Origin of the sequence: Serratia sp. JUb9 (assembly GCF_014298095.1) — a bacterium.
GTDB classification, from domain to species: domain Bacteria; phylum Pseudomonadota; class Gammaproteobacteria; order Enterobacterales; family Enterobacteriaceae; genus Serratia_B; species Serratia_B rhizosphaerae.
In genome coordinates, this window is sequence record NZ_CP060416.1 from 1,708,019 (window position 1) to 1,721,850 (window position 13,832).

At 54.0% G+C, this 13,832-nt stretch carries 14 protein-coding genes and 1 tRNA gene; 8 read left to right on the forward strand and 7 right to left on the reverse strand.

Annotated features, from left to right (window positions below; translation table 11 throughout):
- Positions 1-278: 278 nt before the first annotated feature.
- A complete protein-coding gene (locus HF675_RS08015; protein ID WP_187044388.1) occupies positions 279-824 on the reverse strand; it encodes an AAA family ATPase in 546 nt (181 codons plus the stop codon).
- A gap of 340 nt (positions 825-1,164) precedes the next feature.
- Complete coding sequence (locus HF675_RS08020) at positions 1,165-1,803, reverse strand: hypothetical protein (RefSeq protein WP_111736742.1); 639 nt, start codon at positions 1,801-1,803, stop codon at positions 1,165-1,167.
- Positions 1,804-2,116: 313 nt separating this feature from the next.
- Here HF675_RS08020 and HF675_RS08025 point away from each other — a divergent pair, with 313 nt between their 5' ends.
- The 4 genes from HF675_RS08025 (at position 2,117) to HF675_RS08040 (ending at position 4,474) form a co-directional block, all read left to right on the forward strand.
- Complete coding sequence (locus HF675_RS08025) at positions 2,117-3,073, forward strand: tyrosine-type recombinase/integrase (RefSeq protein WP_255427342.1); 957 nt, start codon at positions 2,117-2,119, stop codon at positions 3,071-3,073.
- A gap of 168 nt (positions 3,074-3,241) precedes the next feature.
- Positions 3,242-3,643: a hypothetical protein gene (locus HF675_RS08030; protein WP_187044390.1), complete on the forward strand. Its 402-nt coding sequence runs from the start codon at positions 3,242-3,244 to the stop codon at positions 3,641-3,643.
- A gap of 62 nt (positions 3,644-3,705) precedes the next feature.
- Entirely contained in the window at positions 3,706-4,167 is a 462-nt protein-coding gene (locus HF675_RS08035; RefSeq protein ID WP_187044391.1) for an STM2901 family protein, read from the forward strand.
- Complete coding sequence (locus HF675_RS08040) at positions 4,160-4,474, forward strand: DUF1493 family protein (RefSeq protein WP_187044392.1); 315 nt, start codon at positions 4,160-4,162, stop codon at positions 4,472-4,474. The genes HF675_RS08035 and HF675_RS08040 overlap by 8 nt, the downstream gene beginning before the upstream one ends.
- A gap of 388 nt (positions 4,475-4,862) precedes the next feature.
- Here HF675_RS08040 and HF675_RS08045 read toward each other — a convergent pair.
- The 3 genes from HF675_RS08045 to HF675_RS08055 form a co-directional block, all read right to left on the reverse strand.
- Positions 4,863-4,939: transfer RNA gene (locus HF675_RS08045), tRNA-Pro, on the reverse strand.
- A gap of 77 nt (positions 4,940-5,016) precedes the next feature.
- Entirely contained in the window at positions 5,017-6,795 is a 1,779-nt protein-coding gene (yejM, locus tag HF675_RS08050) for an LPS biosynthesis-modulating metalloenzyme YejM (RefSeq protein WP_105231872.1), read from the reverse strand.
- A gap of 10 nt (positions 6,796-6,805) precedes the next feature.
- The gene (locus HF675_RS08055) at positions 6,806-7,033 is read right to left on the reverse strand and encodes a YejL family protein (RefSeq protein ID WP_105231871.1); all 228 of its coding nucleotides are present in this window, start codon (positions 7,031-7,033) and stop codon (positions 6,806-6,808) included.
- 190 nt (positions 7,034-7,223) lie between these two features.
- Here HF675_RS08055 and yejK point away from each other — a divergent pair, with 190 nt between their 5' ends.
- Positions 7,224-8,231: a nucleoid-associated protein YejK gene (gene yejK / locus HF675_RS08060; RefSeq protein WP_015673075.1), complete on the forward strand. Its 1,008-nt coding sequence runs from the start codon at positions 7,224-7,226 to the stop codon at positions 8,229-8,231.
- A gap of 89 nt (positions 8,232-8,320) precedes the next feature.
- Here the strand turns inward: yejK and rplY are convergent, their stop codons facing one another.
- Complete coding sequence (rplY, locus tag HF675_RS08065; RefSeq protein ID WP_105231870.1) at positions 8,321-8,605, reverse strand: 50S ribosomal protein L25; 285 nt, start codon at positions 8,603-8,605, stop codon at positions 8,321-8,323.
- Between the two features lie 163 nt (positions 8,606-8,768).
- Positions 8,769-10,526 carry a DEAD/DEAH box helicase gene (locus tag HF675_RS08070; RefSeq protein ID WP_111738035.1) on the reverse strand — a complete coding sequence of 586 codons (1,758 nt, stop codon included), beginning with the start codon at positions 10,524-10,526 and terminating at the stop codon, positions 8,769-8,771.
- 257 nt (positions 10,527-10,783) lie between these two features.
- On the opposite strand from HF675_RS08070, the gene rsuA reads away from it, so the two are divergent.
- The 3 genes from rsuA to HF675_RS08085 all read left to right on the forward strand — a co-directional run bounded on the left by rsuA (position 10,784) and on the right by HF675_RS08085 (position 13,738).
- Complete coding sequence (gene rsuA / locus HF675_RS08075) at positions 10,784-11,500, forward strand: 16S rRNA pseudouridine(516) synthase RsuA (RefSeq protein WP_105231868.1); 717 nt, start codon at positions 10,784-10,786, stop codon at positions 11,498-11,500.
- Between the two features lie 33 nt (positions 11,501-11,533).
- Positions 11,534-12,745, forward strand: a complete 1,212-nt coding sequence (locus HF675_RS08080; protein WP_187044393.1) for a Bcr/CflA family multidrug efflux MFS transporter — start codon at positions 11,534-11,536, stop codon at positions 12,743-12,745.
- 648 nt (positions 12,746-13,393) lie between these two features.
- Entirely contained in the window at positions 13,394-13,738 is a 345-nt protein-coding gene (locus HF675_RS08085; protein ID WP_105231867.1) for a YejG family protein, read from the forward strand.
- The last annotated feature ends 94 nt before the right edge of the window (positions 13,739-13,832 follow it).

Sequence of the window (13,832 nt, forward strand, 5' to 3'; positions counted from 1 at the left end):
TGCGTCGCTACAGTGAGATACCGGTGGGCCACCGTTATCTTCCGGCGGCGGCCCTTCTCCGGATGAACAGGCCGCCAGCATCAGCAGCGCTAATAATAGCGGGATTGAACGTAGCATCAGACCTCCTTGCATAGGGCGTTAGGGTTCACTTTAAAAGGTATAGCAGAGAAACCCGTAGAAGATGGCAGGAAAAGGGAAATCTGGAAGGTTAACAGCAGGAAAGGGATGCGGTTGTGTGGTGATGAGATCATGCAGAAGGGGCAGGTATAGCGTTAATCTCAGTCTGAATGTCGCAGGGCGGCGAGCACGAAACTTACTCTTTCAGCGACCGACGCGCGCGGCAGTTCCAGCAGCCGGTAACCGTATTGTTGATAGGTTGCACGCATTACCCGGTATGTCATCTCCGCCTCGGTGAACGACTGCTTGCGCTCTGCATCCTGAGCATAAATTTCACGCCACGGCGGGGCGATAAACACACGCTCGGCATAGCGAAAGTGCGCTATCGCCTGCTCCAGATGAGCAGGTACGGGAAGCTGGCAAAGCGTTAGATAGCCCGCCACGTCAGGGATACCGCGGTCGAAAAAGTATGGGGCGTCGGCATTGCCGGCGCTGTGCCATGCACGTATCTCCCGGCTCAGCATCAGTTCGGCAAACGCCTGGCGCTCTTCCCAGGGCAGCGCATTACCGCCACTGGCGACTTGTTCCTGAATAATGGCTCTGCCTGATTCCGTGGTGCATGCATAGCCGCGCCGGGTCAGGGCGTCAATCAGTGTGCTTTTGCCCGATCCCGGGCCACCGGTCAGAATAATTCTTTGATTAGTCATCTGTATTTCCTTGAGGAATGGGAGAGTAATCGATCTGGCGGATTAATTATCAAAAAACGATCGGTTTGAATGATCGTTTCTGTCTTGGTATAGATATGAAAAGCCCGGCTATGCCGGGCAGAAATGATTGGGAAGAGGGGGGATTTCTTATCGTTCGCCTCTGGCGTAACCGCATATGGCGAACACAATTACGGTAATTGCAAAGAACCCACCGGCCGCCAGTAGGCCCTTCCACCACTCGCCGAACCAGAATAAGGAACCGAACGCGGCAATAGAACACACTGTGGCTACGGTTATCTCAATTGCATACAACGCCGATATTCCCACCGCTTTCCCTAACTTACTTCCCAAGGATCTGAGTGAGCTCATGATTTACACCTGCGCAGAACATTTTCGAGTGGATGTTTGCATATGCAACGAATGGCTCCAGGTACTCTTGGGCTAAGAAATAAAGCATATCCAAATTACGGGGCGTTAGTTTGTGGTATGTAGCTGGGTATTTGTTGCGTAAATGTCTTGATGCGACCGCTGCCTGCTCGATAAATCCTTGGAGCATTATCGTGTTTATGCTGAAGAATAATCCGGCTTGAACTACTTTGCGGAACATGAAGCCAGCAGCAACTTTCTTGAAAATATTGTGGGCTATGTAAAACGTTAGGGCTCCTTGGGTGCCAATTCGGCCGCCGGCGAACCCTTTAGCGTGGGTTACTTTTTGGTTAAGGGTATTCTGGGTTTGCTGATCCATATGCTTGTAGCAGTCATTGATAATGATACTGATTAGTTCGCGCAGGGGAGCTTCTATGCCATACCCCATTTTTATAACCCTGAAAAACCTTTCAGTCTCTAACTGATTACGCCGTTTTAAATCTGAGCCAGCAAGGCCAGATCCTTCCCAGGTCCTACGCACACTGAGAGCAATACCTTCAGGAACAGATTCGATTCCATCGATGATACCCAGCGCTATCATTTTTGCATCCATCACTTTTCCTTGTAAATTGTCCTGTGCATAACATAGCCAATAAAGCATAGGCATTCAATGATCACAGGTTAGGTATGTTACTCATGATTAGTGGCCCGATAAGCATGCTGGGGGTCTGTTTCTACACCAGTTTTACACCGCTGAAAATTCACGCATAAAAAAACCAACCATAAAAGGTTGGTTTTTAAAGGAATGTTTGGTCGGCATGAGAGGATTCGAACCTCCGACCCCCGACACCCCATGACTCATAAAGAGCGTGTAATGGTTAGTATATTCAAACAGATAGGTCATGTACACAGCAGGATTAATGCACATGGCTACCATCCGAAAACTCCCTTCAGGCAAGTGGAATGCTCAAATAAGAATCAAAGGGCATCCCACCCAAACCAAGACATTCTTCACAATAGAAGAGGCTGAAAAGTGGTCATCTGATTGTGAAGAGAAGTTTAAGAAATCAGAAAGCACCATTAAGGCGCTGTCCCCGGTTTATCTGGAAGAGGTGTTAACCAAGAACGGGAAACCAAGGGGAGGCTATGACTCTATCCGTAACCGGTTGGTGAATCTTGATAGGTTCTTTGGTTCTACTCCTTTGGAGAAAATGACTAGTGAGAACGTTGCTACGTACAAGATAGAGCGCTTGAAGCAAGCGGCTAACGGCACGGTACGCCTTGAACTACAACTCCTTTCAAGGTTTCTGCGTTGGGCTGCCTCAGAGAAAGGTGTTGCCTGTCATGACGTAGTGAAGCCTGTACGGCTGCCGGAAGCAGGTAAGCCGAGGGATAAAATGCAATACCAGATGATATTGGAGAGGGTGGAAACCTGTAGGAGTAAGCTGTCTGGTGGATTACAGGGGATGAGTGAGGCTAAAGCTATCATCATTCTTGCATGGGAGACGGCTATGCGTAGAGGGGAGATATTAGCGTTAACGCCTGCCATGATTGACTTTAGGCAAAGGGTGATCCATTTGTCCGAGCATCAGACGAAGAACGCAGAAGCACGGGATGTGCCTCTCTCTTCTGCTGCGTTAGACTTGCTTAAATCTCTGTGTGAAGGGAAGGAAGAGGAACGGTATAGGCATACCAAGTTGTTTACCTTACGTCCTTACTCAGTGAGTCAGGCATTCAGAAGGGCTTGCAGGGAGTCAAGGATTGAAGGTGTATGCTTCCATTCCCTGCGCCATACCTGCATCACCCGATATGCAGAGAAAGGCCTCAATACGATACAGCTGCAATGTATCTCAGGGCATAAGGACATCACTATGTTAGCCTGATACAGCCATATCAAGGCGAGTAGCGTAGCGGCTTTAATGGAGTAACTGATTGATAGTCAAAGGTCGGGCGTTATCCCCGCCTTTGTTGTATCTGTAGCAACATGATCGATTTTAACGATCGGTTTTCCGTTATCGATCTATTCAACCTATTTGACGGCGTATGGGGGGATGTCTGATCCTGAATCTTTAGTCCCCTTCTTTAATCTGGTCAGGTTGATAATGATTGATGTTGTTCTGTATTTGTTGTCAGGGCTGTGTGTGCTGTACTCGTTGCCCTCTGTGTGGATGAATGTTGCAATGCTGGCTAAATCCAGCGGGGCGGAAAAAGAGATTCAAGCCCTATTAAGGTGGAATGCATTAAAAGCTGTGCTGATGGCAGTATCGGTGTTGTGTTTTGGTGTGTATGTAAACCCTTCATTTCATTCGATAACTGTTCTGAATTTCTTAGGTGCGCTTAGCTTGTTGCTTGGCGTATCCTCTATCCTTTCTCTCATCGAGACCCGGAATAGATCTGTAGGGCTTATCGCTGTGATTTTTATCGTTTTTGGGATTTTGGGGGCATCTCTTTGATTGCCTTGAACAAGAGATTGCCATTACTATAAAGGTGAATTTATAAACAAGGATGTGGAAAGATGGATACGGTTGAAGAGTTGGGTGGGAAGTATTTTTTCAACGGAATGAGCCTCGACAAAGATGAACTTCTCCTGTGGCTGATTCTCGATGAGTTTCAGAAACAGTTCAGCGGGATGGTTGACTTACTGGCTATCGCCTCAATGTTGGTCAGCCTGCCCGTGATTCCTGTAAAGGGGAAGATCGGTAAGGCCTCTGGTAAAGGTACATCAGGAACCAGCCCATTATCTATAGCCTCACGTACGCTAATTCAACAAAGGTTTAAGAAAGCTAAAAAAACCATTACATGGGCCAAGTTAAGGCGTGGCGAGTGGGCTTACACCACAAGTATTGGTGCCTATGTTGGCCGCTGGCTTCCTTGGATTGGTGCAGTTCTGACAGCCTATGATTTAGCTATAGTAACACGTAATGTCATCCATCGTTATGAGCTTATCGTTGGGAAAGGGGGGGGCGGGAATGAATGAAATTAATGACGTCCACGAGTTACTCAGAAAACACTTCTGGGAAATGACGAATGATGCGTCGCTGAGTACAGGTAAAAAGAGTGTACTCCCTGAAGATGCTTATGATTTTCTGGAAGAGTACGCAGATAAACTGCATGTTGATATGACTCGTTTTGAGTTTCGCAAATACTTTCCAAACTCGGGGCTTTGGCTCTTACCCAATGCGATTCTCCCCAAACATATGCAAACAGATCGTCATAAGCCGGCGGCGTTAACTGTCGATATGCTGATTGAGTCTGCCAAGGCTGGCCGGTGGCTCTATGATTAGCCTCTCCCTGAAAGCTTCATTACCGGGTTGTGCAACTATGCCTTAACCTATTAAACCTTTCTACGGCCTTCCGAGGGCGTTCTAGAGGGTGATATTTATTTTATCTTCAATGGGTTAACTCTATGCGTTCACATTGCGTTAGTGTGTCGGCATGTAGCGCAGCCTGGTAGCTGCCTATGAGCATTAGCGAATAGGACGAAGCTGGAGCAGAGCGACAGGTGAGAGAGGGAACGGAGCTTGTGACGTTTCCCGTTAACCGTCATGAGTTGATTCGAAGAGCAGGGAGGCTTGGAAAAGCGTGTGCATTTGACTGTTGCACATGTGCAGTGTTGTGCATAAAGTAAAGGGGCTAACCTTTCGATTAACCCCTTGACCTATCTGGAATGTTTGGTCGGCATGAGAGGATTCGAACCTCCGACCCCCGACACCCCATGACGGTGCGCTACCAGGCTGCGCTACATGCCGACGCGATGCAATCAGTCTACCTCTTCCCGATGGCAATGCAAGATCGCTGACGCCCGATTGCTATAGTTTTAAGCAACTTAGTTGGCGATAAAGCGTTTTACATCGGTCAGAACCTGCAGCAGCAGGGCCAGCTGCGGTTTTTCATCTTTTATCTCACGGTCGTTCTTATCGTATGAACGGTAGCTGCCGTTATTATCCAGCACGATGGTCTGTTCCGGCGTGGTAATCACCAACTGCTTGCTGTCGCCGGTCGTCACCCAATTATGGCGGCGCTGGGCGGTAAACAGATCTTCGCCCTGGGAATAGTCGTTGGCAGCGGTTTTTACGTGCAGCAAGCGTTGCATCAAGGTGCGCATCACGTCGTTGTGACTGGTCATCTTATTGATGGTCTGCGCCGGCGTACCCGGCCAGTGGATCACCAATGGCACCTGCAGTTGCAGCGGGCTGAAGCTGCTGCCCGCGCCCCATTGATCCTTACCGCTGTCGTTGAACTCTACGCCATGCTCGGCGGTGATGACCACCACGGTTTTCTCCAGCATGCCGCGGGCTTTCAGCGTGTTCAGCACCTGGGCGATTTGCGCATCGACATCCTGCGCGCCGCTGCGGTAGCGTTGCATAAAGTCGTCAGGCGCTGTCGGAGTCGCGTCCTGCGCGTCGCCGCCGCGGAAGTTGAGGTACGAGAACCATGGCATAGCGCCGCCCTGAGCGGTCAGCCAATGCTGCCACTGCTGCGTGGTGGCGGCATCGCTTTGCGCCTGCGGGGCAGGCAGCGAGAAGTCGGTCAGCAACGCCTGACGATACAGCGGCGCATTAAAGCCGTCTGAGGAGAACAGGCCGAACTGATAGCCCTGCGCGCCGAGCGCGTTAATCAACGCCGAAGGCTTGCGCGAGGCCAGAATGCCGTCCAGATAGGTCGGAGAAATGCCGTAGAACAGCCCCATCAGGCCGGTGTCAGCGCGGTTGCCTGAACTGTAATGATCGGTGAAGCGTACATTTTCCTGCGCGAAGCGGGTGAGGGCCGGCATATCCTGCGCCACATCCTGATTGCGGATACCGTTCACCACAATCATCAGCAGGTTGTAGCCGCTGCCGTTATCACGGTAGCTCAGATCGTTAAGCGGATACTCGACCGTTGCCGCTTCCGGATCGCCCTGCTGCACCAGCCGTCGCTCAAACTCTTGCGGGTCGAGCAGACCATGCTTCTCCAGAAACTTGCGCGCGGTCATCGGGTATGACAGCGGCAGGTTGGCGCGCTGCATGGTGATAGGGCGATAGAAATTGGCGTCCGCCCAGATATAAATCAGGTGCGAGGCAAAAAAGGAGACGATAAACAGTGCCGCCAACGGTTTGCCGAAGCTGCGTCGGTTCAGGCTGCGCAGCTTCTGCCAGCTCCAGGTGCCGAACAGCATCTCGATCAGGAAAATGACCGGCACGCAGATAAACATCAGCTGCCAGTCGCGCGCCAGTTCGCTCTGGTCCGGGTTGACCACCAGTTCCCACACCACGGGGTTGAGGTGCAGGTGGAAGCGGGTGAAGACCTCGCTGTCGACCAGCAGCAGCGTCAGCCCGGCGGTCGCCAGCGTGGCGGAGATAAAGCGCAATAGTCGCTGCGACATCACCACGAAGGTGAGCGGGAAGATGATCAGCAGATAGCTGGCGAACACGATAAAGCTGAAGTGTCCCAACACGCTGACCATGGCATAGACGCGGCCGAGCAGCGAGGCCGGCCAGTCGGTGACAAACAGGTAGCGGCTGCCCAACCCAATGCTGAGCAGAATATTGAACAAGGCGAACCAGTGCCCCCAGCTGATCATCTGGGAGACTTTTTCACGATAACGCTGACGGTTTGTCACCATAAATTAAGTATTAATGCGCTTTATCTTCATGAATTGAAGCCTGCAGGGCCTCAGCAAACGATTTTGCCAGCGTTTGCCGCTGTGCGGGAGAGACGCTGGTGTTAATCAAGTTGGTTACCATGTTACCCAACACCATCAAAGACAGATCGGTGGGAGTATGGTGTTTTTCCAGAACATTGACCAGCTCAGCGAGCAGTTGTTCAACGTGTTCGTCACTATAACGCGATGATTGTGGCATAAAAATTGAGCTCAAAACCTGACAAAGTCCCATATCTTACCGTATAGAGCCGTGATTTTCCGCTCTTTTATCAATTCAGTTTATCTTTCTGCCTGACGCTGCGGCAATGCGTTGCCGAACGCCATCTTTCGAGTTGCAGCACCGGGCCTTCAGTGTTTGAATACGCGCTCAAAGAACGGGAGGATTTATCATGAGTCTGGATATTGACCAGATCGCTCTGCACCAGTTGGTAAAGCGCGACGAACAAACGCTGGATGTGGTGCTGCGCGATTCCCTGCTGCCGGCCAACGCGGCGGTGGAAGAGATGATGGCGGAGCTGCACCGCGTATACAGCGCCAAGAGCAAAGCTTATGGCCTGTTCAATGAAGAGAGCGAACTGGCGCAGGCGCTGCGCACCTGCCGCAAAGGCGACGAAGATTTCCTCGCCTTCAGCCGTGCGGCGACCGGTCGGCTGCGCGATGAGCTGGCCAAATATCCGTTTGCGGAAAGCAGCGTGGTGCTGTTTGGTCAGTACCGCTATCTGGCGGTGGAATATCTGCTGATTGCGGTGTTGAACAGCTGCAACAGCATGCGCGTTAATGAAGAGCTGGATATCAGCACCACGCATTATCTGGACATTAACCATGCCGATATCGTGGCGCGCGTCGATCTGACCGAATGGGAAACCAACCCGGAATCCACACGTTACCTGACCTTCCTGAAAGGGCGGGTGGGGCGTAAGGTCTCCGATTTCTTTATGGATTTCCTGGCGGCGTCCGAAGGGCTGGATACCAAAGCGCAAAACCGCGGTCTGCTGCAGGCGGTGGACGATTACTGCGCCGAGGGACAACTGGATAAAAATGAGCGTCAGAACGTGCGTCAGCAGGTGTACAGCTACTGTAACGAACAGCTGCAGGCGGGTGAGGAGATTGAGCTGCAGGCGCTGTCGGCGGAAATCGCGCCGGTGGGAGAAAAAGATTTCCTGCAGTTTTCCAGCGAGCAGGGTTATGAGCTGGAAGAGAGCTTCCCGGCCGATCGCGGTACGCTGCGCCAGCTGACCAAATTTGCCGGCAGCGGCGGCGGCATCAGTATCAACTTTGACGCCATGCTGATGGGCGAGCGCATCTTCTGGGATGCGGCGACCGATACGCTGACCATTCGCGGCACGCCGCCGAACCTGCGTGACCAGCTGCAGCGTCGTTTGAACGGCGGGAAATAAGGCCGGATAACAGACAATAAAAAACGCCGCGATTGCGGCGTTTTTTACTTCGGCGTCCCGAAATACTAAAGCTCGATAACGTTGTGCGATTAAGCGCGAACGAAGTCGATGTGAGCCAGTTTAGGCTTGAACGGGTGACGTTGCACTGCCTGAACTTTCACTTTAGTTTCTTTGCCGTCGATAACCAGCACGATAGCTTCATCGTAGAATTCTGGCTTAGCTTCCATGTTCTTTACAGAATCATGGTCCAGTTCGATAGCGATTGCAGCCTCTTCGCCACCGTAAATGATAGCTGGGAATTTGCTGGCTGCGCGCAGGCGGCGGCTCGCACCCTTACCCTGCTCTTTACGTACTTCTGCATTGATAGTGAACATTATTTTTTCTCTTAAAAGAAAATGTACCCTGCTACAGGCGACCCAGTAACAGGTTCGATAATTCGACCCACCCGGGCGGACCCAGGTAAAGCGGGCGGCATTTTAACGGAAAGCCGCCGCCAGGGCAACGAAAACCTGCCCGCGGCGGCGGGCAGGGCGCGCATCAGTACAGGGCGTCGGCGCGGCGGAAGCGGCCTTGATAATCAAACACTTTTTCCCGGATTTGCCAGAACTGGCCGCGTTTGCGCGCCACCACAAAGTCGGGGTGGCGCAGCAGCGCCTGCTGATTAAGCACGTCGGCCGCCTGCTGCCAGTTGAACGGCACGCCGGGCGCCCGCTGGTGCGGCCGCAGAAACAGCATCTCAAAAGCTTTGCGCTGCGCCGGCGTCTGCAGCCTGAAGCGTTCGCTGGCGCTGGCGCCGTCCTCATCGTAGTAGATGGCTTTCAGCCATTCGCCCTTATCATCGCGGCCGCTGCTTAGCTCCATGCCGCCGCAGCGCAGCACCAGCGCGTCTTTCAGCTTGAGCGCGGCCTTGAGCATATCGTCAGGATCCACCAGTACCTCCTGGCACTGATGGCAGCGGCGGGCGGCGATATCATTTTCCGCGCCGCAGTGCGGGCAGCTTTTAAAGCGGAAGCGGTAGTCGCACTGCTCGCGGTTGCCGTCATCATCCTCCAGCCAGCCCTGACAGCGGCGGCCGTAGTGTTCGATAATCTCGCCGCTTTCGGTGCATTTGCCCCAGAACAGGTTGGCGAAGCCGCAGCCGGGGCAAAAGACCTGCACCGGCTGGCTGTCGCCGTGCGGCTTGCGTACACCCACCTCCGGGGTGAACAGATCGTGCGGGTTGCCGGCGTAATCGAGGATCAGACAATCTTCCTTGCCCGGTGCCAGCCGCAGGCCGCGGCCGACGATCTGCTGGTACAGGCTGACGGATTCGGTCGGGCGCAAAATGGCGATCAAATCCACGTGCGGCGCGTCAAAGCCGGTGGTCAGCACCGCGACGTTAACCAGATAGCGCAGCTGCTGCTGTTTGAACGCCTCGATCAGCGCGTCGCGCTCCGCCGGCGGCGTTTCCGCACTGACCAGCGCTGCTTCGCCCGGCGGCAGCAGGCCGTGGATTTCACGCGCGTGTTCAACGGTGGAGGCAAAAATCATCACCCCTTTGCGCGTTTCGGCATATTCCACGATCTGGCTGATAATGTGCGGCGTAATACGATCCTGACGCTTCAGCTCGCGGTTCAGGTCCGCCTCGCTGAACAAACCGCTGCTGTTGGCCTGCAGCCGGCTGAAGTCATACTGCACAATCGGCATATCGAGCCGCTCCGGCGGCACCAGATAGCCGTTCTTGATCATGTAGCGCAGCGGCAGCTCGTAAATACAGTCACGGAACAGGCTGCTGCCATCGCCGCGGGTAAAGCCGTGGTAGTGGTATTGATAAATCCAGCCTTTGCCCAGCCGGTAGGGCGTTGCGGTCAGCCCCAACAGGCGCAGCTGCGGGTTACGCTGCTGCAGATGCGTGATGATCTGTTGATACTGGCTGTCGTCGTTGTCGCTGATGCGGTGACACTCGTCGATAATCAGCAGGGAAAACGCACCGTCAAACAGCGGCAGGTTGCGTGCGACGGACTGTACGCTGCCGAACACCACCTTGCCACCGCTCTGCTTTTGCTGCAGCCCGGCGGCGAAGATATCCGCTTCCAGCCCGTAAGCGCAGTATTTGGCGTGGTTCTGCGCCACCAGCTCTTTGACGTGCGCCAGTACCAGCACCCGGCCGCGCGCCCGCTTCGCCAGCTCGGCGATCACCAGGCTTTTGCCGGCGCCGGTAGGCAGGACAATCAGCGCCGGCTCCGGGCGTTGGCGGAAGTGGCTGATGGTGGCGTTGACCGCTTCCAGCTGATAGGGGCGTAGGGTAAATGCCATGTTGTAACGTCTCTGGCCGCAAAAAAATTGCGCTTATAGTACCGTTTGCCGGCATGGGTTGCGACCTGCAACAAAATTGCCCTGTTACGGCAACCTTTCCGTGGCTATAATCAGCGGACAGCAATCGCTGTTTCCCCACGCGATGTTACTGATTCACCCTCTTCGAACCGGCTATTGCACCTGGTGCAAGGGCGGGACGTCATATTTTTTAGCAATACGATCGAAGCGATCTGACAACGACAGGCAAAGCAGACTCAATGCGACTGGACAAGTTTTTATCTCAGCAGTTAGGTATCAGCCGTGCGCTGGTGGCGCGTGAACTCCGTGCGAAACGCGTCACGGTTGACGGCGAAGTAGTAAAAAGCGGGGCGCTGAAGCTGACCCCGGAGATGACGGTGACGTTTGACGGCAACGTGCTGGAGCAAATGAACGGCCCGCGCTATTTCATGCTTAACAAACCGCAGGGCTACGTGTGTTCCACCGACGATCCGGACCATCCGACGGTGCTGTATTTCCTCGACGAGCCGGTCGCCTACAAACTGCATGCCGCAGGACGATTGGATATTGATACCACCGGACTGGTGCTGATGACCGATGACGGCCAGTGGTCGCACCGCATCACCTCGCCGCGTCACCATTGCGAGAAAACCTATCTGGTGACGCTGGAGCAGCCGCTGGCGGCGGACACCGCACAGCGCTTCGCAGAAGGGGTGCAACTGCATAATGAAAAAGATCTGACCCGCCCGGCGCAGCTGGAACAGCTGGAAGAATGTCTGGTGCGGCTGACCATCAGCGAAGGGCGCTATCATCAGGTCAAACGCATGTTTGCCGCCGTGGGCAACCGGGTGGTGGAGCTGCATCGCGAGCGGATCGGCGCGATTACGCTGGATGAGGATCTGGAACCGGGCGAATACCGCCCGCTGACGGAAGAAGAGATTGCCAGCGTGGGCGCGCCACACTTGCAGCAAAACTAATGATAAGCGCGGCTGACTAAGGAGTCGTTGAAGGTGCAACATAACCGGACATCTCATCTCGGTTTGATTTTTATTCTGGGTCTGCTTTCCATGTTGATGCCGCTGGCCATCGATATGTATTTGCCCAGCATGCCGGTGATCGCCCAGGAGTTCGGCGTTGCATCCGGCAGCGTGCAGATGACGCTCAGCGCCTATATGCTCGGCTTTGCCGTCGGCCAGCTGTTCTACGGGCCGATGTCGGACAGCATCGGGCGTAAGCCGGTGATTCTGTGGGGAACGCTGATTTTTGCCCTGGCCGGCTGCGCCTGCGCGATGGCGCAGTCGGTGGAGCAGCTGATTAACCTGCGCTTTTTGCACGGGCTGTCGGCGGCGGCGGCCAGCGTGGTGATCAACGCCCTGATGCGCGATATGTTCACCAAGGATGAATTCTCGCGCATGATGTCCTTCGTGATCCTGGTGATGACCATCGCGCCGCTGCTGGCGCCGATGATCGGCGGGGCGCTGCTGCTGTGGTTCAACTGGCACGCGATTTTCTGGACCATGGGCGCCGCGGCGCTGATCGGCTCGCTGCTGGTGGCGCTGTTTATCAAAGAAACCTTGCCCAGAGAGCGGCGGCAAAAGTTTCACCTGCGCACCACGCTGGGGAATTTTGCGTCGCTGTTCCGCCATCGGCGGGTGCTGAGCTATATGCTGGCCAGCGCGTTCTCCTTTGCCGGCATGTTTTCGTTCCTCAGCGCCGGCCCGTTTGTGTATATCGAGCTGAACCACGTATCACCGCAGCATTTTGGCTACTACTTTGCGCTGAATATCGTGTTTCTGTTCCTGACCACCTTGGTGAACAGCCGTAATGTGCGGCGCGTCGGCGCGGTGAAGATGTTCCGGCTGGGGCTGAGCGTACAACTGACCATGGGGCTGTGGCTGCTGATAGTCAGCGCGGCCGGCCTGGGGTTCTGGGCGCTGGTGATTGGCGTGGCGGTCTATCTGGGCTGTATCGCGATGATCTCTTCCAATGCGATGGCGGTGATTCTTGACGATTTTCCGCACATGGCAGGCACCGCTTCTTCGCTGGCCGGTACGCTGCGCTTTAGCATCGGTGCGCTGGTCGGCGCGCTGTTATCACTGATGCCGGGTAAAAGCGCCTGGCCGATGGTGTCGTCAATGGCGCTGTGCAGCATCATCGCCATGTTGCTGTATCTCTATGCCAGCCGGCCTCGCGCTGGCGCGGCATCCTCCTCTCGCGGATAAAATAAGCGGGAACCGCCATCCCGGTTCCCGCTATTGCCGCCGCACCACGCACCCCACCAATATGCCGCTTCGGCTTATCGTCCTGCCGGCGCCATTTTTACGCATCATCATAATCTCCCTCAGCAAGCAACGTTTAATTTGTTGCTAAATATAAGCTTGCTAACTTGTTGGGCGGGTGGCGCGGCGCGACCTGTTGTTAAAACTGGCTGTCTATCCGGCCACGATTCTGACGTGATAAATCGCTGGGAATACGGCGGTGGCGAAGAGGCAGTTTGTTTTTTGTTGGTTTGTTAATCAAAAGGTTAGCTAGGAGTCGGCGTGGCGCGGAGATGAAAAAATGTTTAATGCATGTAAAATTATGGCGGTGTAAAGGTAATCGCAATGCAATAAAAAAGAGTTGAGATTGTGAGCGGAAAGGGTTACATATAACGCAAAAATGCGAGCTGAGTCGCAAAATAAGCCAAGAGGCACGCCCGTCAAGGGTAAAAACAGCGACAAATCAGCAAGTGCCGGTTTCTGTTAATAGTTTGTGACACAATATGCTGATGAAAGCGGGCAATTCGCAGCAGAGTCAGTATTGAGCGGCTATAACTTAGTTACCCGGTGATGTAAAAAAAATGTTTCAACTTTTCAAACTAGGGATTTCATGTGGACAGTATCCAACTTTCGGTAGTGCATCGCTTGCCGCAAAGTTACCGTTGGCTATCGGGGTTCACCGGCGTTAAGGTTGAGCCGCTGCCGTTGAACGGTATCGACGAAGATAACAACCTGATTGGCCTGAAACTGCTCAGTCACGATGGCAATGAAGCCTGGCGCGTGATGCAACAGCTTAAACTTTCCCTGCAGGAAATTCAGGTCGACTGCGCCGTGGTGGAATGGGAAGGGGAGCCTTGTCTGTTCGTTCACAGCCGGGACGAGAGCGCCACCATCTGTCGCCTGAAAAATGTCGGTGCGGCGATCGCCGAACCGATGAGCGCGCAATATCCTTTCTGACCCCGCTGACTTTCTCCACAGCCGTTGCCGCATACTGGCTGCGGCAGACTGATTCCGTTCCCCTGCACCGCACCTGTTTTGCACCGGCATGCGT